19 protein-coding genes and 1 tRNA gene are annotated in these 18,031 nt (G+C 70.2%); 11 read left to right on the forward strand and 9 right to left on the reverse strand.

The window, feature by feature from the left end:
• Positions 1-51 precede the first annotated feature (51 nt).
• A tRNA-Pro gene (locus ACWEOO_RS27855) sits at positions 52-128 on the reverse strand.
• Between the two features lie 24 nt (positions 129-152).
• Positions 153-1,088: a metallophosphoesterase gene (locus ACWEOO_RS27860; protein ID WP_452145538.1), complete on the reverse strand. Its 936-nt coding sequence runs from the start codon at positions 1,086-1,088 to the stop codon at positions 153-155.
• Between the two features lie 26 nt (positions 1,089-1,114).
• On the opposite strand from ACWEOO_RS27860, the gene ACWEOO_RS27865 reads away from it, so the two are divergent.
• Entirely contained in the window at positions 1,115-1,582 is a 468-nt protein-coding gene (locus ACWEOO_RS27865; RefSeq protein WP_452145539.1) for a GatB/YqeY domain-containing protein, read from the forward strand.
• A 51-nt stretch (positions 1,583-1,633) separates the two neighbouring features.
• Here the strand turns inward: ACWEOO_RS27865 and ACWEOO_RS27870 are convergent, their stop codons facing one another.
• The 4 genes from ACWEOO_RS27870 to ACWEOO_RS27885 form a co-directional block, all read right to left on the reverse strand.
• Positions 1,634-4,030 (reverse strand): penicillin-binding protein, encoded by a 2,397-nt coding sequence (locus tag ACWEOO_RS27870; RefSeq protein WP_452145540.1) that lies wholly within the window; start codon positions 4,028-4,030, stop codon positions 1,634-1,636.
• A 131-nt stretch (positions 4,031-4,161) separates the two neighbouring features.
• Positions 4,162-6,513, reverse strand: a complete 2,352-nt coding sequence (gene lon / locus ACWEOO_RS27875) for an endopeptidase La (protein WP_452145541.1) — start codon at positions 6,511-6,513, stop codon at positions 4,162-4,164.
• 218 nt (positions 6,514-6,731) lie between these two features.
• Positions 6,732-7,853, reverse strand: a complete 1,122-nt coding sequence (locus ACWEOO_RS27880) for an ArsA family ATPase (protein WP_359941285.1) — start codon at positions 7,851-7,853, stop codon at positions 6,732-6,734.
• Positions 7,850-8,800 (reverse strand): ArsA-related P-loop ATPase, encoded by a 951-nt coding sequence (locus tag ACWEOO_RS27885; RefSeq protein WP_359941282.1) that lies wholly within the window; start codon positions 8,798-8,800, stop codon positions 7,850-7,852. The genes ACWEOO_RS27880 and ACWEOO_RS27885 overlap by 4 nt, the downstream gene beginning before the upstream one ends.
• Before the next feature lie 84 nt (positions 8,801-8,884).
• Between ACWEOO_RS27885 and ACWEOO_RS27890 the strand changes: the two genes are divergently transcribed.
• The 4 genes from ACWEOO_RS27890 to ACWEOO_RS27905 all read left to right on the forward strand — a co-directional run bounded on the left by ACWEOO_RS27890 (position 8,885) and on the right by ACWEOO_RS27905 (position 11,262).
• Positions 8,885-9,046 carry a DUF4177 domain-containing protein gene (locus ACWEOO_RS27890; RefSeq protein WP_166679940.1) on the forward strand — a complete coding sequence of 54 codons (162 nt, stop codon included), beginning with the start codon at positions 8,885-8,887 and terminating at the stop codon, positions 9,044-9,046.
• Entirely contained in the window at positions 9,043-9,504 is a 462-nt protein-coding gene (locus ACWEOO_RS27895) for a RidA family protein (RefSeq protein WP_359941278.1), read from the forward strand. The genes ACWEOO_RS27890 and ACWEOO_RS27895 overlap by 4 nt, the downstream gene beginning before the upstream one ends.
• 169 nt (positions 9,505-9,673) lie before the next feature.
• Complete coding sequence (locus ACWEOO_RS27900) at positions 9,674-10,504, forward strand: NUDIX hydrolase (RefSeq protein ID WP_452145542.1); 831 nt, start codon at positions 9,674-9,676, stop codon at positions 10,502-10,504.
• Positions 10,501-11,262, forward strand: a complete 762-nt coding sequence (locus ACWEOO_RS27905) for an MBL fold metallo-hydrolase (protein ID WP_452145543.1) — start codon at positions 10,501-10,503, stop codon at positions 11,260-11,262. Before ACWEOO_RS27900 ends, ACWEOO_RS27905 begins: the two co-directional genes overlap by 4 nt.
• Here ACWEOO_RS27905 and ACWEOO_RS27910 read toward each other — a convergent pair.
• The gene (locus ACWEOO_RS27910; protein WP_167203704.1) at positions 11,259-11,936 is read right to left on the reverse strand and encodes a cyclic nucleotide-binding domain-containing protein; all 678 of its coding nucleotides are present in this window, start codon (positions 11,934-11,936) and stop codon (positions 11,259-11,261) included. The two genes, ACWEOO_RS27905 and ACWEOO_RS27910, sit on opposite strands and share 4 nt — an antisense overlap.
• A 211-nt stretch (positions 11,937-12,147) precedes the next feature.
• On the opposite strand from ACWEOO_RS27910, the gene nth reads away from it, so the two are divergent.
• Genes nth through ACWEOO_RS27940 form a run of 6 tightly spaced genes read left to right on the forward strand, consistent with a single transcriptional unit; the run spans position 12,148 to position 16,651 of the window.
• Positions 12,148-12,927 carry an endonuclease III gene (gene nth, locus ACWEOO_RS27915; RefSeq protein ID WP_359941269.1) on the forward strand — a complete coding sequence of 260 codons (780 nt, stop codon included), beginning with the start codon at positions 12,148-12,150 and terminating at the stop codon, positions 12,925-12,927.
• Entirely contained in the window at positions 12,924-13,529 is a 606-nt protein-coding gene (locus ACWEOO_RS27920; RefSeq protein WP_452145544.1) for a TlpA family protein disulfide reductase, read from the forward strand. Before nth ends, ACWEOO_RS27920 begins: the two co-directional genes overlap by 4 nt.
• Positions 13,526-14,296: an NUDIX hydrolase gene (locus ACWEOO_RS27925; RefSeq protein ID WP_359941264.1), complete on the forward strand. Its 771-nt coding sequence runs from the start codon at positions 13,526-13,528 to the stop codon at positions 14,294-14,296. The genes ACWEOO_RS27920 and ACWEOO_RS27925 overlap by 4 nt, the downstream gene beginning before the upstream one ends.
• Positions 14,293-15,471: a MarP family serine protease gene (locus ACWEOO_RS27930; protein WP_452145545.1), complete on the forward strand. Its 1,179-nt coding sequence runs from the start codon at positions 14,293-14,295 to the stop codon at positions 15,469-15,471. Before ACWEOO_RS27925 ends, ACWEOO_RS27930 begins: the two co-directional genes overlap by 4 nt.
• A gap of 42 nt (positions 15,472-15,513) precedes the next feature.
• A complete protein-coding gene (locus ACWEOO_RS27935) occupies positions 15,514-15,999 on the forward strand; it encodes a SigE family RNA polymerase sigma factor (RefSeq protein WP_452145546.1) in 486 nt (161 codons plus the stop codon).
• A gap of 1 nt (position 16,000) precedes the next feature.
• Positions 16,001-16,651 (forward strand): hypothetical protein, encoded by a 651-nt coding sequence (locus tag ACWEOO_RS27940; RefSeq protein ID WP_452145547.1) that lies wholly within the window; start codon positions 16,001-16,003, stop codon positions 16,649-16,651.
• Here the strand turns inward: ACWEOO_RS27940 and ACWEOO_RS27945 are convergent.
• Both ACWEOO_RS27945 and ACWEOO_RS27950 read right to left on the reverse strand, forming a co-directional pair.
• Positions 16,614-17,426, reverse strand: a complete 813-nt coding sequence (locus ACWEOO_RS27945) for an alpha/beta fold hydrolase (protein WP_452145548.1) — start codon at positions 17,424-17,426, stop codon at positions 16,614-16,616. The genes ACWEOO_RS27940 and ACWEOO_RS27945 overlap by 38 nt on opposite strands.
• A gap of 116 nt (positions 17,427-17,542) precedes the next feature.
• Complete coding sequence (locus tag ACWEOO_RS27950) at positions 17,543-17,986, reverse strand: phage holin family protein (protein ID WP_452145549.1); 444 nt, start codon at positions 17,984-17,986, stop codon at positions 17,543-17,545.
• Positions 17,987-18,031: the final 45 nt, after the last annotated feature.

The raw sequence follows: 18,031 nt of genomic DNA on the forward strand, positions 1-18,031 counted from the left end.
CACGTCCTAACGCACTGAGGGCCAGTCACCGCAGTGACTGACCCTCAATGGTGGTCGGGCTGACAGGATTTGAACCTGCGACCTCTTCGTCCCGAACGAAGCGCGCTACCAAGCTGCGCCACAGCCCGAAGTCGCGAGTAGCTTACATGGGCTCAGCGTCCGGACGAAATCGGGTTATTCCGAGGGACCAGAGTCAGCAGTGTCGCCTCCGGCCGGCAGGCGAATCTGACCGGCGCGTACGGCGATGTACCGAGGCCTGCGGACACGTGCAGCGCCGCCTGACGGCCGCCGTACCCCCAGGTGGTGAGGCCCTTCACGCGGGACGTGTCGAGGTCGCAGTTCGTCACCAGGGCGCCGTAGAACGGGACGGCGAGCTGGCCGCCGTGCGTGTGGCCGGCGAGCACCAGCGGATAGCCGTCGCCGACGAACCCGTTCAGGACCCGCTGGTACGGCGCGTGCGTGACGCCGATCGACAGGTCCGCGGCCGGGTCGACCTCGCCCGCGACGTCGTCGTACCGGTCGCGCTTGATGTGCGGGTCGTCGGTGCCGGCGAAGTCGAGGCGCAGGCCGTTCACCTTGAGGGTGGCCTTGGCGTTGTTCAGGTCCGTCCAGCCGGCGCCGGTGAACGCGCGGCGCATCTCCTCGTACGGCAGGTCGGGGCCGTGCGGCTTGTGCCGCTGCTTGTTCGCGGGCAGCAGGTACTTGCCCGGGTTCTTGAAGTGCGGCTTCCAGTAGTCGTTGGAGCCGAACACGAACACCCCGGGCAGGTCGAGCAGGTCGCCGTACGCGCGGAGCAGCGGAGGGACCGAGTGCTCGCTCGCGAGGTTGTCGCCGGTGTTGACGATCAGGTCGGGCTCGAGCGCGGCCAGGTCGTTGACCCAGCGGATCTTCTTCTCCTGCGTGGGCATCAGGTGCAGGTCGGACAGGTGCAGCACCCGCAGCGGCACCGACCCCTCAGGCAGCACCGGCACGGTGACTTTGCGCAGTGTGAACCAGCGCACCTCGATCCCGGCCGCGTACCCGACACACGCGGCGCCGACAGCCGTGACCGCCGCGGCGGTCTTCAGGGCGGTCCTCGCGATACTCATTTCACCAGCCTGCCACAATCTCAGGTATGTCCAACTCCGGAATGAAGCAGCGCCTGCACGACGACATGACCGCCGCCCTCAAGGCGCGCGACGAGATCCGCAAGTCGACGCTGCGGATGGCGCTCACCGCGATCACCAAGGCGGAGGTTGCCGGCAAGGAGGCCCGCGAACTCAGCGACACCGAGATCGTCGACGTGCTGAGCTCCGAGGCGAAGAAGCGCCGCGAGTCCGTCGTCGCGTACCGCGAGGCAGGCCGCGCCGAGCTCGCCGACAAGGAACAGGCCGAGGCGGACATCCTGGCCGAGTACCTGCCCGAGCAGCTCACCGAGGACGAGATCAAGGCCCTGGTGACCGAAACCATTGCCACCACCGGCGCCGCCGAGCTCGGCCCGCGCGGCATCGGCAAGGTCATGGGCGCCCTCCAGCCCAAGGTCAAGGGCAAGGCCGACGGCGCAGTCGTCTCCGCCGAGGTGAAGCGCCAGCTCGGCGCCTGAGCATCAAAAGACTGAGGGCCTCGTCCGTGGTGGACGAGGCCCTCAGTGCTGTCAGCCGTGGCCGCGGCCGCCGCAGTTGGGGTACTTCGGGTTCCAGGGCGGGCAGTTCGGATTCAGCGTTGTGGGCGGTGGTTGCGGGGTGTTGGTGGTCGTCCCTGGCTTCGGCTGGTTCTTCTTGCTGCCGTTGGAGACGTAGATCGTCACCAGCGAGCCGGCCGGGGCGCCGTCACGCTGCCGCGGGTCGGTGTACGCGACGGTGCCGGCGGTCTCCTCGGAGTTGACCGTGCCGGAGGCGATCGCGACCTCGAAGCCGGCCTGGCGCAGCTTGTTCGCGGCGTCCTCGGGGTTCATGCCGTTCACGAACGGGAGGTCCTTCACGTTGCCGCGCTGGATCACGCTGGACGGCGCGACGAACTTCGTCGTCGGGTAGCCCTGCAGCGCGGCCTTCATCGCGGCCTCCCAGATCGGGCCGGCGGTACCCGAACCGGACGCGTCGTGGATCGGCTTGCCGTTCAGCGTCTGGCCCTGCAGTTCCGTGTACGGCGGGGACGCGTCGGCCACCGTGGCGGCAGCGGCGAGCTTGCTCGAGTACCCGGCGTACCAGACCGCCTTGGCCTCGTTGATGGTTCCGGTCTTGCCGGCGAGGTCGCTCTTGCCGAACTTCAGCTTGCTACCGGTGCCGCCGGTCTCCATGACCTGGTGGAGCACCGCGTTGACTCCGTCGGCGACCTCCTGCGACAGCGCCTGCTTGCACTGCGCGCCCGGGATGCTCACCGACTTACCGGCCGAGTCCTTGACCGAGGTGATCAGCCACGGCGTGCAGTACATCCCGCGGGCGGCGAAAGCGGCGTACGCGTTGGCCAGCTGCAGCGGCGAGATCTGGTCGATGCCCAGGGTCATCGAGGGGACCTGCTGGAGCGCTTCACCGGACTGGGCCTGGTACATCCCCAAGGCGCTGGCGATCTTGGCGATCGGGCACAGGCCCGTCCGCTGCGAGAGCTGCAGGAAGTAGGTGTTGGTCGACTTCTGTGCCGCCTCGATCATGGTCGGGACCGGGACGTTCGTCGTCGAGTTCTTCGGCGAGTATCCCTTCTCGACCGGCACGGTGCCGTTGCAGGTACTGAACTTCTGGCCGCCCATCGGCAGCGGGCTCGGCGAGTTGATCTTGTAGTTGAGCGGAATGCCCTTCTGGATCGCCGCGGCGATGGTGAACGCCTTCATCGTCGAGCCGTTCTGCCAGCCGCCGAACCCGCCCGGGTAGGTCTTCGGGACGTTGTAGTTGTACGACGTCTGGCCGCGCTTGCTGCCGTACGCACGGCTCTGGGCCATGCCCTTCACCAGGCCGGTGCCGGGTTCGACGATCGTGATCGCCGCGACGGCGCGGTCGGTGGTCTGCGAGTGGGTGTCGATCGAGCGCTGCGCGTCGGCCTGGATCTTCGGGTCGAGCGAGGTCTTGACGGTAAGGCCTGCGGTCTTGATGTAATTCGCGCGGTCGACGGTCGACTTGCCGAAGGCGGGGTTGTCCTCGAGGAGCGAGACGACGTACTCGCAGTAGAACGGGTACGGGCCGTTCGCGCAGCCCAGTTTGTTCGGGCGGACCTTGGCCGGGTCGATGACCGGGGTCTTCAGGGCCGAGTTGGCCTGGGCGACCGAGATGACGTGCAGCTCGAGCATCCGGCGGATGACCACGTCGCGGCGGTCCTTGGCGCGCTTGGCGTTGTTGGTCGGGTCGTAGCCGGTGGGGTTCTTCACCAGGCCGGCCAGCATCGCGGCCTGCGGCAGCGTGAGTTGGGACGCGTTCACCGAGAAGTAGTGCTGGGCGGCGGCCTGGATGCCCCAGGCGCCGTCGCCGAAGTTGGCGAGGTTGAGGTACTTCTCCAGGATCTCGTTCTTCGAGTACTGCTTCTCGACCGCGATCGCGTACCGCAGCTCGGCGACCTTGCGCTGGTACGTGTCGGCGGTCGCGGCGGCCACCTCGGCCGGCGTCTTCGCCTTCTCGACCAGGCTGATCTTCACGTACTGCTGGGTGATGCTCGAACCGCCCTGCTGCACCGAGCCCGACGACTGGTTCTGCAGCAGTGCGCGCAGCGTGCCCTTCGCGTCCAGGGCGCCGTGCTCGTAGAACCGGTCGTCCTCGATCGCGACGATCGCCTTCTGCATGATCGAGGCGACGTCCTTGAGCTTGACCGGGACCCGGTTCTGCTCGGCGAGGGTGGCGATCACCGACCCGTCGGCCGCCAGGATGGTGCTCTTCTGCTTCAGCGGCACCTCGTCGAACTGCTGCGGCAGGTCCTGCAATGTGTCGGAAGTCTTCTCCGTGGTGAACCCGGCGAGGCCGGCGAGGGGGATCGCGAGACCGGCGGCCAAGGCCCCCGACAGCACGCTCACCCCGAGGAACAGAACCACAGATTGGACGACTCCCCGGTCGCCCTTCTCCCTGACGCGCATGGTTGTAAAGACTACGGGATCAGCTTTTTGGGTTACCGCTGCGCGTGTGAGTTCGGTCACTCACGCTGGACAAAGTTTATCCGAAAGGACGAGGGCCCGGACAGTTGCCCGGGCCCTCGTTCGGTACGGCGTTACGCGGCGTACTGGTGGCTCTGCACCTCGGCCGGCTCCAGCGCCAGGTCCAGCACCTCGCGGACGTCGCTCACCGGATGCACGGTCAGCTCCGCGAGCACGGACGCCGGCACGTCCTCCAGGTCCGGCTCGTTCCGCTTCGGGATCAGGATCGTGGTCAGCCCGGCCCGGTGCGCGGCGAGCAGCTTCTGCTTCACGCCGCCGATCGGGAGCACCCGTCCGGTCAGCGACACCTCACCGGTCATCGCGACCTCCGAGCGGACCGGCCGCCCGGACAGCAGCGAGGCCAGCGCCGTCGTCATCGTCACACCCGCCGACGGTCCGTCCTTCGGGACGGCGCCGGCCGGCACGTGGATGTGGGCGTTCCGCTCGGCCAGGTCGCCGACCGGCAGCCCCAGCTCCGCGCCGTGCGAGCGCAGGTACGACAGGGCGATCTGCGCCGACTCCTTCATCACGTCACCGAGCTGTCCGGTCAGCGTGACTCCGGTCGGGCCGGTCTCCTTGTCGGCCAGCGACGCCTCGACGAAGAGCACGTCACCACCCGCACCGGTCACCGCCAGCCCGGTCGCCACGCCCGGAAGCGCCGTCCGCTCGGCCGACTCCGGGGTGAACTTCGGCGAACCCAGGTACTCCTTCAGGTCGGTCGAACCGATCGTCAGGTTGTCCAGGTCCTCGCCCAGAGCGAGCTTGGCCGTCACCTTCCGCAGCACCCGCGAGATCGAGCGCTCGAGCTGCCGTACGCCGGCCTCCCGGGTGTACTCACCCGCGAGCACCCGCAGCGCCGAGTCCTGGACGGTCACTTCGTCCGCCGTCAGGCCCGCCCGCTCCAGCTGACGCGGGAGCAGGTGGTCACGGGCGATCGTGACCTTCTCGTCCTCGGTGTACCCGTCCAGTTGCACCAGCTCCATCCGGTCCAGCAGTGGCGCCGGGATGGAGTCCAGCACGTTCGCCGTGGCCAGGAAGACCACGTCGGACAGGTCCAGCTCGACCTCCAGGTAGTGGTCCCGGAAGGTGTGGTTCTGCGCCGGGTCGAGGACCTCCAGCAGCGCGGCCGTCGGGTCGCCCCGGTAGTCCGCACCGACCTTGTCGATCTCGTCCAGCAGCACGACGGGGTTCATCGAGCCCGCCTCGGTGATCGCGCGGACGATCCGGCCCGGCAGCGCGCCGACGTACGTCCGCCGGTGGCCACGGATCTCGGCCTCGTCGCGGACACCGCCCAGCGCGACCCGGACGAACTTCCGCCCCATCGCACGCGCCACGGACTCACCCAGCGAGGTCTTGCCCACGCCAGGCGGACCGACCAGTGCCAGGACGGCGCCACTGCGGCGGCCGCCGACGACACCGAGACCACGGTCCGCACGACGACGCCGTACGGCCAGGTACTCCGTGATGCGCTGCTTCACGTCGTCCAGACCGGCGTGGTCCGCGTCCAGCACGGCCCGCGCCTCGCGGATGTCGTAGCTGTCCTCGGTCCGCTCGTTCCACGGCAGCTCGAGAACGGTGTCCAGCCAGGTCCGGATCCAGCCGACCTCGGGGGACTGCTCCGCGGTCCGCTCCAGCTTGTCGACCTCGGCGAGCGCCGCCTTCTTGACGTGCTCGGGCAGGTCGGCAGCCTCGACGCGGGCCCGGTAGTCCTCTTCCTCGGACTCGGCCTTGCCGTCCAGCTCGGCCAGTTCCTTGCGGATCGCGGCCATCTGCTGGCGCAGCAGGAACTCCCGCTGCTGCTTCTCCATACCCTCCTGGACGTCCTTCTGGATCGTCTCGGAGACCTCGAGCTCGGCGAGGTGGTCCTTCACCCAGCCGACCAGCTTCTCCAACCGCTCGGAGACGTTCGCGTTCTCCAGCAGCCAGGACTTCTGCTCGGTGTTCAGGTACGACGCGTAGCCGGCCAGGTCGGACAGCTCCGCCGGGTCGTCGACGCCCTTGATGGAGTCGATGACCTGGTAGGCGCCGCGACGCTGCAGCACCGAGGTGGTCAGGGTCTTGTACTCGCGGGCCAGCTCGGCGGAGCGGTCGTCGGTGATCTCGTGCATCACCGTCGCGCCCACCCAGAGCGCGGCACCCGGACCGGTGGTCCCGGCGCCGATCCGGACCCGCTGGGCCCCACGGATCACGGCCGCCTGGGCACCGCCCGGCAGCCGGCCGATCTGCTCGATCTCACCGAGCGTCCCGGCCTTGGCATATTTCCCGTCCAGTCGCGGCACCAGCAGCACCTGGTCCTGCCCAGCAGCCTGCGCGGCATCGATCGCCGCCCGGGCCTCGCTGTCGGCGAGTCGGACCGGCACGACCATCCCCGGCAGGACCACCACGTCGTCCAGCGGCAGAACAGGAAGATTCAACGTATCGGTCACGCTGTCACACCCTTTTCAAGATTGAGTCTGACAGGCTCAACCACAGGTGTAAGCAAGTAATTCCCGGACCCCGGAGCGTTCGCTCACGGTGAACTCGCGGAGACCGGACGCCCACCACTCATCAACCCGCCCAACTTGCTCCGCCAGGCGAGGTTTCACGCTCAGCGCCTGGGCGGTCGCCCCACGTGCGGCCGCTTGGTGAGTGGCGCAGGTCCGCATCAGGCGGTGAGGAGGTCGCCGATCTGGCGTAGGCCGGTGAGGTCGTGGACATCGTCAGGGAGGGCCGGGACCTCGACGGTGCGGATCGCGCGGTGGCCGCGGCGGAAGCGGTCGGCGCGTTTGTGGTCGCCGACGACCTGTTGCATCTTGTCCGCGTGCAACCGCAGTACGGCGGCCGTCAGCGGGGACTTGTCCGCTTCCTCGAGCTTCTCCGCCGCGGCGAGGGAGCGCTCCGCCGACAGGTCCGGCGCCTGCGCATTCGTCACCCGGTTGAGCACGACGCCGGCCAGCGGCATTCCCTCGGCGCGCAGCCGCTCGGCGAAGTACGACGCCTCGCGCAGCGCGTCGTTCTGCGGCGACGCCACGACCAGGAACGCCGTGTGCGGCTCCCGCAGCAGCGCGACCGTCTGCTCGGCCCGCTGCCGGAACCCGCCGAACAGCGTGTCGAAAGCGGCCACGAACGTCTGTACGTCGGTCAGCACCTGGGCGCCGAGCACCTTGTTCAGCACCGACATCGCCATGTTCACCCCGGCCGACATCAGCCGGAACGGGCCTTTCGCCGGCGCCAGCAGCAACCGGAGGAACCGGCCCTCGAGCAGCGACGCCAACCGCTCGGGCGCGTCCAGGAAGTCCAGCGCCGACCGCGACGGAGGAGTGTCCACGACGATCAGATCCCAGTCGCCGGTCCGCTCGGCCTGCTTGTGCAGCTGACCGAGCTTCTCCATCGCCATGTACTCCTGGGTGCCCGCGAACGACGAGGAAAGCGCTTGATAGAAGGGATTCGCGAGGATCTGCTCGGCCTTCTCCGGCGTCGCGTGCTGCAGCACGACGTCGTCGAACGTCCGCTTCATGTCCAGCATCATCGCGTCCAGCCGGCCGCCGTTCGCGGCCTCGACCTCGGCCACCGCCCGCGGGGTGTTGTCGAGCTCGGTCAGCCCGAGCGACTGCGCCAGCCGGCGCGCCGGGTCGATCGTCAGCACGACGACTTTCCGCCCGCGTTCCGCGGCCCGCAGGCCGAGCGCGGCTGCCGTGGTCGTCTTGCCGACCCCGCCGGCGCCGCAGGTGACCACGATCCGGGTCGTGGGATCGTCGATCAACGCGTCCAGGTCGAGCTCGGTCATGCCCGGAACTCCTCTGCCAGGTCGAGCAACGTGCCCTGGTCGATGCCCTCCGGCTGCAGCATCAGCTCCGTTACTTTCTTGCCCAGGGCATCGATCCGGTCCCGGTTCTCGCGTTCGAGCCCGACCCGGATGGCGTGGTCGTGGGCCTCCGCGGCCAGCGTCCGCACCAGGTCGGCGCCGATCGTGATCCCGGCCGCCTTCAGGCCCCGGGTGAGTTCGGCGGTGGGCAGTTTCTCCTTCACCGCCAGGGCGAGCGCGTCGTCGTCGAGCGGGCTGTGCCGGACCATGTTCACCACCACCGACCCGATCCGCAGGTCCAGCGCCTCGAGTTGCTCGAACGCGTCGAGCGTCTCCTGGACCGGCATCTCCTCGAGCAGCGTGACCAGGTGGATCCGGGTCACGTCCGAGCGCAGCATGCCCATGATCGCGTCCGCCTGGTTGCGGATCGGTCCGACCTTGGCGAGTCCGGCGACCTCGGTGTTCACGTTCAGGAACGGGGCGATCCGCCCGGTCGGCGGCGCGTCCAGCACCACGGCGTCGTACGCGAGCCGGCCGTGCACCTTGCGGCGGGTCGCCTCGTAGACCTTGCCGGTCAGCAGGACGTCGCGGAGCCCGGGCGCGATCGTGGTGACGAAGTCGATCGCGCCGACCTTCTCCAGCGCCTTCCCGGCGCGGCCGAGGTGGTAGTACATGTCGAGGTACTCCAGCAGCGCGGCCTCGGCGTCCACAGCCAGCGCGAACACCTCACCGCCGCCGGGGCCCTGCGCGATCCGGCGCTCGACGTACGGCAGAGGCGGTACGTCGAAGAGCTGGGCGAGGCCCTGGCGTCCCTCGACCTCGACGAGCAGGACGCGCTTGCCTTCCTCGGCCAGCGCAAGCGCCATGGCGGCCGCGACCGTGGTCTTCCCGGTGCCGCCCTTGCCGGTCACCACGTGCAGTCGCGCCATACGTCCCAGGGTAGGGCGTGGTGCAGGACACACCGTTCCTGACCGGGGCGGTGGGGCGGGGAAGGTCTCGGTACAGTCCCCTTCATGAAGAAGTTCGAGTACTTCACCGCGCCGCTGCTGGTCCACTCGACCAAGGAGATCCTGGACAACTTCGGCCAGGACGGCTGGGAGCTGGTCCAGGTGATCCCGGGCCTCAACCCGGAGAACCTGGTCGCGTACTTCAAGCGGGAGATCGAGGACAAATGAGCCACCCCGAGGAGAAGCTCGCCGCGCTCGGCCTGAAGCTGCCCGAGGTGGCCAAGCCGGTCGCGGCGTACGTCCCGGCGGTCCGGACCGGTGACCTGGTCTACACGTCCGGCCAGCTGCCGCTGCGCGAGGGCACACTGATCGCCACCGGCAAGGTCGGCGACGCGGTCACTCCCGAGGTGGCCAGCGAGTGCGCCCAGCAGTGCGCGCTGAACGCACTGGCCGCGGTCAAGGCGGAGATCGGCGACCTGGCGAACGTGAAGCGGATCGTGAAGGCAGTCGCGTTCATCGCCTCCACGCCCGACTTCACCGGCCAGCCGCAGGTCGCGAACGGCGCGTCCGAGCTGTTCGGCCAGGTCTTCGGCGAGGCCGGCCAGCACGCCCGCAGCGCCGTCGGCGTCCCGGTCCTCCCGCTCGACGCCCCAGTCGAGGTCGAGCTGATCGTCGAGGTCAACTGATCCACCGCCACACACGCAAGGCGAGGCGACCGGCCCAAGCCGGTCGCCTCCGCAGCCTGCCGTCCGAGCGCTCAGGCAAGCCGTGCGACGCCCGCCGCGTGCCGTCCGGGAACGCCGTACGCCGCTCCCGGCCTGTCGGCGCGTGCGGCTTGTTGTTCCGGGAGCCGTCGTGCGTGATCTGAAGTCGCAGCTGATGACCGGCCGGATGGCCGAAGTGGCGCTCGACTACGCCCGCGGCGACCGAACCCCGGTCGCACCCCGCCCCGCCTCCACCGTCATCCTCCTCCGCGACGCGCTCAGCGGTGGGCCGGAGGTTTATCTGCTGCGGCGGCAACGGACGATGGCTTTCGCCGCCGGGATGACGGTGTTTCCCGGTGGGCGGGTCGACGCGACCGACTCCACCGTGGCGGACTCGTGGTCCGGCCCCTCGCCGGCCTGGTTCGCGGAGCGGCTCGGGTGTTCGGCGGAGACCGCGGCGGCGTACGTCGCGGCAGCGGTGCGGGAGACGTTCGAGGAGTCCGGCGTACTGCTGGCCGGCCCTTCGGCGGACTCGGTCGTCGGCGACACCACCGGCGCCGGCTGGGAGGCCGACCGGGTCGCGCTGGAGACCCGGGAGCTGGGGTTCTCGGAGTTCCTGCACCGGCGCGGTCTCGTGCTCCGGGCGGACCTGCTCGGCCCGTGGGCGCACTGGATCACGCCGGAGTTCGAGCCGAAGCGGTACGACACCGCGTTCTTCGTCGCCGCCCTCCCGTCCGGGCAGGTGACGCGGGACGTGACGAGCGAGTCCGACCAGGTCACCTGGATCCGCCCCGCGGACGCGGTCGCGGCCGTCGACGCGGGTGAGGTGCTGATGCTGCCCCCGACGTACGTCTGCTGCCACGAACTCTCGCAGTACGACGACGTGGCCGCGATCCTGGACGCGGCCGGCGAGCGGGCGATCCGGGCGATCATGCCCACCGTGCGCGTCGACGGCGACCAGGCCTATCTGGAGACCACATGACCGAGTACGCCACGCTGGTACGCGCCGACAACCCCGGCCTGATGACGCTGGACGGCACGAACACCTGGATCCTGCGGGCGCCCGGCGCGGAACGCTCGGTGGTCGTCGACCCCGGCCCGCTGCTGGAGGACCACCTCCGCGCGGTCCTCGAGCGGGCCGGCCAGGTCGCCGTCGTACTGCTCACCCACAAGCACCCGGACCACTCCGAGGGCGCCGCGTGGTTCGCCAACCAGGCCAGCTGCGGCGTCCGCGCGGTCGACCCGGCGTTCCGCATCCCGACCGACCACGCGCACGGCCTGGCTGAGGGTGACGTGATCACGGTCGACGGCCTCCGCGTCGAGGTGCTCCCGACGCCGGGCCACACCCTCGACTCGGTGTGCTTCTGGCTCCCGCAGGACGGCTCGCTGCTGACCGGGGACACGGTCCTCGGCCGCGGTACGTCGGTGGTCGCGCACCCGGACGGTGCGCTGGGCCCCTACCTCGACTCCCTCGAACGCCTACGGGCCTTCGCGAACAGCCCGGCCGACGTACTGCGCCTGCTCCCCGGCCACGGCCCCGTCGTGGACGACCCCACCGGCGTCCTCACCTATTACCTGGACCACCGCCAGGAACGCCTCGCCCAGGTCCGCGCCGCGATCGCCGAGGGCCACACCACCCCCGAGTCCATCGTCGAACACGTCTACGCCGACGTAGACAAAACCCTCTGGCCCGCCGCCGAACGCTCGGTCCGGGCCCAGCTGGACTACTTGAACGCCTAGCGGGCGCGGCGTTGGAGGCGGTCTACGTCGAGGAGGACGACGGAGCGGGGCTCGAGGCGGACCCAGCCGCGGGAGGCGAAGTCGGCGAGGGCCTTGTTGACGGTCTCGCGGGAGGCGCCGACCAGTTGGGCGAGCTCCTCCTGGGTGAGGTCGTGGTGGACGTGGACGCCGTCGTCGGCGGTGCGGCCGAAGCGGCTGGCGAGGTCCAGGAGGGCCTTCGCGACCCGGCCCGGTACGTCGGAGAAGACCAGGTCGGCGACCACGTCGGAGACCTTGCGGAGCCGGGAGGCCAGCTGCAGGAGCAGGCCGCGGGCGACCGCCGGGCGGCCGTCGAGCCAGCGGAGCAGCTCGTCGTGGGTCAGCGACATCAGCGAGGCGTCGGTGACGGCGGTGACGGTCGCGGACCGCGGTCCGGGGTCGAACAGCGACAGCTCACCGAACATCTGTCCCGGCCCGAGCACGGCGATCAGGTTCTCCCGGCCGTCGGCGGAGGTGCGGCCCAGCTTGACCTTGCCCTCGACGACGATGAACAGCCGGTCACCGGAATCACCCTCGTGGAACAGCACCTGGCCGCGGCGCAGCCGGCTCTCGGTCATCGAGGCTGCCAGCGCGTCGGCCGCCTCGTCGTCGAGCTGACTGAACAGCGGTGCCTGTCGGAGCACTGCGGCATCCACTTCTGGGCCTCCTAGGACCTTCGACCACGACTCCGGACATGGGATCCGCCACGCCCGTCGACCGATATGTGTACACCCGGTCGCCACAAAACCGTAGCCCCTCGGGTGGCGGCACCGCCACGTAGGCCCGTCCGGACTCGCCGGAGCACTCTCCGGGACGCCTCCCGGATCCGCCCGGCGCCTGTCGGTGGCCGGACGTAGGCTGGCCTCCATGCCGACCCAGCGTGTCGAGGCTCCCGCCTCCGCCGAATCAGCCGTCCTGGTCCCGCTGAAGCTCCCCCGCAAGGCCCCGGTGTTCGTCGACGAGACCCACACCCAGCTGGTCCGGCGGGCGCGGAAGATGCACAAGGTGCTGACCGAGACCTACCCGGACGCGCACTGCGAGCTGGACTTCACCACCCCGCTCGAGTTGCTGGTGGCCACCATCCTGTCCGCCCAGACCACCGACGTCACGGTGAACAAGGTGACCCCGGCCCTCTTCGCCAAGTACCCGACCGCCCAGGCGTACGCCGAGGCGGACCGGGACGAGATGGAGGCGATCCTCAAGCCGACCGGCTTCTTCCGGGCGAAGACCAACAGTGTGATCAAGCTCGGCCAGGCCCTCGTCGACGACTACGACGGCGTCGTGCCGAACAAGCTGGACGAGCTGGTGAAGCTCCCCGGCACCGGCCGGAAGACCGCCAACGTCGTCCTCGGCAACGCGTTCGGTGTCCCCGGGATCACTGTCGACACCCATTTCGGCCGCCTGGTCCGCCGGTTCGGCTGGACCGCGGAGGAGGACCCGGTCAAGGTCGAGCACATCATCGGCGACCTGTTCCCGAAGAAGGACTGGACGATGCTGTCGCACCGGCTGATCTTCCACGGCCGCCGCCGCTGCCACGCCAAGAAGCCGGCCTGCGGCGCCTGCCCGATCGCCCAGTGGTGCCCGTCGTACGGCGCCGGCCCCGTCGACCCCGAGGCCGCCGCGAAGCTGGTGAAGACCCCGGCATGAGATCCGGTACGCCGCTCCGCAGGCCGCACCTCGTATGGGCGGTCGCGTTGGTGCTGTCGGTGACACTGGCGGCGTGTGGATCGGAGCGAGCCGATGACAGCGGTACGCCGTCGTCCGGGCGGACCGCGGTGGCGGGTGCGGACAAGCTCGAGGCGTGCCCGGCCGCGCCCTCGAAGCCGCCGGTCAGCAACGGACTGCCGGACGTCAGCCTGCCGTGCCTCGGCTCGGGCCCCGATGTCCGGCTCGCCGACCTGCGGGGGCCGCTGGTGATCAACGTGTGGGCGCAGTGGTGCGGACCGTGCCGCGACGAGGCGCCGTACCTGGCCGCGCTCGCGAAGTCGGGCAAGGTGTCGATGCTCGGGATCGACTACGACGACCCGCGGCCGGAGCTCGCGGTCACCTTCGCGAGTGAGGAAGGCCTGGCGTACCCGCACGTCGTCGACCGGGACAAGGCGATCCAGCGCGCGCTGAAGGTCGGCGGCCCGCCGTTGACGGTCTTCGTCGACGGCGACGGCGCGGTTGCGTACGTGCACCGCGGCGTACTCACCTCCCAGCAGCAGCTCGACCAGCTGGTCAAGGACAAGCTGGGAGTAACCCCATGATCTTCGCCGACGTGGGGATCCCGGACTGGCTGCGACCGTTGGCCAAGGCGTCCGAGGATGTGGACCCGAACGTGCTGTCCCGGTTCCTGCCGCCGGACGACCCGTCGGTGCGCAAGTCCGCCGTCCTGATCCTGCTTGCCGAGGGCAACGATGGTCCGGAGGTGCTGCTCACGGAGCGGGCCTGGACGCTGCGCAAGCACGCCGGGCAGATGGCGTTCCCGGGCGGCGGCGCGGACCCGGAGGACGGCACCGGCGACAGCGGTCTGGTCCGGACGGCGCTGCGGGAGGCCGAGGAGGAGACCGGCCTGGACCCGGACGGTGTGGTGCCGTTCGGGATCTGGCCGGCGCTGTGGGTGCCGGTGAGCAACTTCGGCGTGTCGCCGGTGCTGGCCTGGTGGCGGGAGCCGTCGCCGGTCGCGGTCGTCGACCCGGCCGAGGTCGCGTCCGTGCACGAGGTGCCGATCAGCGCGCTCGCCGACCCGGCGAACCGGATCAGCTGCCTGCACCCGAGCGGCTTCACCGGCCCGGCGTTCACGATCGGCAACCTCTACATCTGGGGCTTCACGGCCGGTCTGCTCGACAAAATGCTGCAGCTCGGCGGTTGGTACCGCGACTGGGACCCCTCGCACGTCGTACCGTTGCCCGACCGGCTGGTCGAGGCGGCCTGGCGGAGCGAGGGGCGGCGGCCGGCGGACGTTCGCCGGATGACAGCGATCGAGCACGACCTCGGCCATACGCAGGGTCCGGAGCCGGAAGGTGTGGAGTGAGCAAGCTCGACTGGGCGTTGCTGATCGTCACCGCGCTGGTGGCGATCTCGGGATACATCGAGGGTTTCGTGCTGGGCGCCTGCGCCACCGTCGGCCTGCTGGCCGGCGCCGCGCTCGGGGTCTGGGGCGTGCCGAAGGTCCTGGACAACTTCTCACCGAGCGTGTCGGTGTCGTTCGCGGCGCTGGTGCTCGTCGTCCTGCTCGCCTCGATCGGGCGAACGCTCGGGGCCCTGATCGGGTCGCGGGTCAGAAACAAGCTGTCCTGGAAGCCGATCCGGTTCCTGGACGCGCTCGGCGGCGCCGCGCTGGCGGCCGCGTCGGTGCTGATCGTCGCCTGGGTGCTCGGTGTCGCGGTGAGCGGCGCGCGGATCCCGAGCGTGACGTCGGCGGTCCGCGGTTCGCAGGTGCTGGCCAAGACCGACGAAGTCCTGCCGGACAGCGCCGACCGCGCGCTGCAGTCGTTCAACGACGTGGTGAACACGGACCTGTTCCCGCGCTTCCTCGACCCGTTCGTCCCGGAGCGGATCCGGGAGACCCAGCCGCCGGACAGCGGGATCGCCCGGCAGCAGTCGGTGCGGGACGCGTACAGCCGGATCGCCAAGGTCACCGGCGTCGCCAGCTGCTCGCGCGGACTCGAGGGCAGCGGCTTCGTGTACGCGCCGAAGCGCGTGATGACGAACGCGCACGTCGTCGCCGGTGTCAGCTCGCCGCAGGTCGAGGTGGGCGGCAAGAAGTACGACGCCAAGGTCGTGGTGTTCGACCCGGAGACCGACATCGCGGTGCTGTACGTGAAGGATCTGAGCGAGTCGGTGAAGCCGCTGACGTTCGACCTCACCGGCAAGGCCGACGACCCGGCGGTCGTGCTCGGCTACCCGGAGAACGGTCCGTTCGACTCCGAGCCGGCCCGGATCCGCTCCGAGGAACGGCTCCGCGGCCCGGACATCTACGGTGACAAGACGGTCACCCGCGAGGCGTTCTCGATCTGGGCCTCGGTCCGCCCGGGCAACTCCGGCGGCCCGTTACTGTCCGCGAAGGGCGTCGTGTACGGCGTGGTGTTCGCGGCCTCGGTCGAGGACAACCGCACCGGCTACGTCCTCACCGCGCAACAGGTCGCGGCCGACGCCCGCGCCGGCGCCGGGGCCACCCAAGAGGTCTCCACCCAATCCTGCACGTGATGCAGCACCTTCCGCCGGTCGCCGCATTGAAGAGGTGTGACGGTGACTTCGCTGGACGACGTGGTGCGCTCGACGGAGCATCGGCTCCTGCGCCTGGCATTGATGTTGTCCGGAAGCAGACACAACGCTGAGGACCTGGTCCAGAGCGTGCTGGCCCGGGCCCACCGGCAGTGGGAGCGGATCGGCGGTCTCGAGCATCCCGAGGCGTACCTGCGGACCATGGTGGTCAACGAGTACCTCGGGTGGCGGCGGCTGCTGAAGAACCGCGAAGTGCCGCTCGCCGAGCCGATCGAGCGTCCGGCGGACTTCGACCTCGGCGCCCGCCAGGCGCAGCGCGACGCCACCTGGCGGTTGCTCACCCGGTTGCCGCGCAAGCAGCGCGCGGTCCTGGTCCTGCGGTACTACGAGGACCTTGCGGACTCCGACATCGCCGAGATCCTCGGCGTGAGCCCCGCCACCGTCCGCTCGAACGCCGCCCGCGCCCTGGCGACCCTGCGCGACCACCTGTCCGCCGAGGAGGCGAACTGACATGCCCAAGCTGACCGACGACGAACTCGGCGACCTCCTCCGCGAGACGTTCGCCGACCACGAGCACCTGGCCGACCACCTGCCCGAGGCGACCAAGCGCCACCGCATCGCACCGGTCCTGTTCGCCGCGGCCGCCGTACTGGCTGTCCTCGCCGGTGCCTTGTACGGCGTCAGCCGGGTTGGAGCCGCCGACCCGGCACCGCCGGCAGCGACTCCGACGCCCACGCGGACCGCGTCGGACGACGCGCTGATCTGGACGGCCTCGATCGAGACCTTGCTCCGGTCCGTGAAACCCGGCTCCGGCGCCTGGCGGTCGGTGATCGTGCTGGACCAGTCCGACGATGGGACGAACCACCCCCCCAAGGGACCGCCGATCTCCGCGGACCAGCAGGAGATGATGACCTACCTGGTGCGCAGGATCGCGCCGCTCCAGTTCCGCGGGCACCTCTTGCCGGCGCCGCCGACGTGCCAGGACAACCGGGTCGGAGTGGTGATGATCTCCGACGTGGTCGACAAGGGCGACCACGTCGAGGCCCGGGCGAGTCTCTTCCACGACTGCAACCACGCGTCGAACGCGACGTACCGCGTCGAGCACCGGGGCCCGAGCTGGGTGGTCACTGGGACTGTGTCGACGAGCTCGGCGAGCTGGTAGCGCGCAGCCAGTCGAGCAACACGCGATTGAAGGTCTCCGGCGTCTCTTCGTGCGGGAAGTGGCCGGCGGTGGTGATGAGTTCGTGGCGGAGCGGTGCGCTGACCAGGTCCGGAGGTGTGGTCGCGGTGGGGGACACCGCGGCGTCCTGAGCGCCCTGGAGTTGCAGGACCGGTACGGCGACCGGTGTGCGCATCTTCGCGGAGTACTTCCGCCCGTCCGGCCGCAAGCGGGACCGGGCGAACCAGCGGTGGTACTCGAGCGCACAGTGCGGTGCCGGCCAGACCTGGAGCGCGGCCCGGTAGCGGCGCGACGCCTCCGCGTCGGGGAACGTCCCGCCCGGCGCGGCCCAGGCGCGGAGCAGTCGCTCGATGTGGATCCCGTCGTGGGCGAGCAGCCGGCGCTCGGGCAGGATCGGCAGCTGGAACCACGCGCTCCGCGTCAACGCCTTCGTCTGCCCGGACCGAGTCAGCAGCAACGGGTGCGGCGCCGACACGGCTGCCAGTCCACGGACCTGCCGCGGCGTCAGGACGGCGGCCGACCAGCCGATGAACCCGCCCCACCCGTGCCCGACCAGCACGGCATCCGTCGCGCCGAGCGAGCGGATCACCCCGGACACGTCCGCCGCCGCGGTGTACGGGTCGTAGCCGCGCGGCGTCTTGTCGCTGGCGCCGTACCCGCGCAGGTCCATCGCCACCGCGCGGAACCCGGCCGCCGCGACGACCGGCAGCTGATGCCGCCAGGCCCACCAGAACTCGGGGAAGCCGTGCAGGAACACGACGAGCGGATCGTCCGCCGCGCCGCACTCCGCGACGTGGAACCGGGCCCCGTTGGCCGCGACCAGCGAGTGCGACCAGGGGCCGTCGACCAGCAGGTCGACGACTCCCGCCGGGCTCAGCGCCGTACGCCTGGCTCGGGCAGGGCCGGGTGCTCCTCGGTGCCCTTGCCGATCGCCTTGAGGACCTCGACCGACTCCTTCGCACTGTCGATCGTGCGCTGCGGACCCTTCGCGCTCTTCAGCGCCCGCATCCCGATCAGCACCAGGACCACGCCGATCAGTAGGTACGCGCCGGCGACGATCAGGAACGCGATGGCCGGGTGCAAGCCGGCCGCGGTGAGCCCGAACGCCGCGGCGATGCTCAGCAGGATGATCGCGAGCAGCGCGAGGAACGCGGCCGCCGCGAACATCCCGGCTCCGGTCCCGGCCGCTGCCGCGGTCTTCTTCAGCTCGGTCTTCGCCAGCTCCACCTCGCTGCGGACCAGGCTGGACAGGTCCTTGCTGACGTTCGCGACCAGCTGACCGACCGTGGGCTCGTCCCCGTTCTGTCCCATCGACATCGCAACTCCTTCCCACACGTCCGTGGCCCCGACACTACCGGCAGT

The organism is Kribbella sp. NPDC004138, from assembly GCF_053603655.1.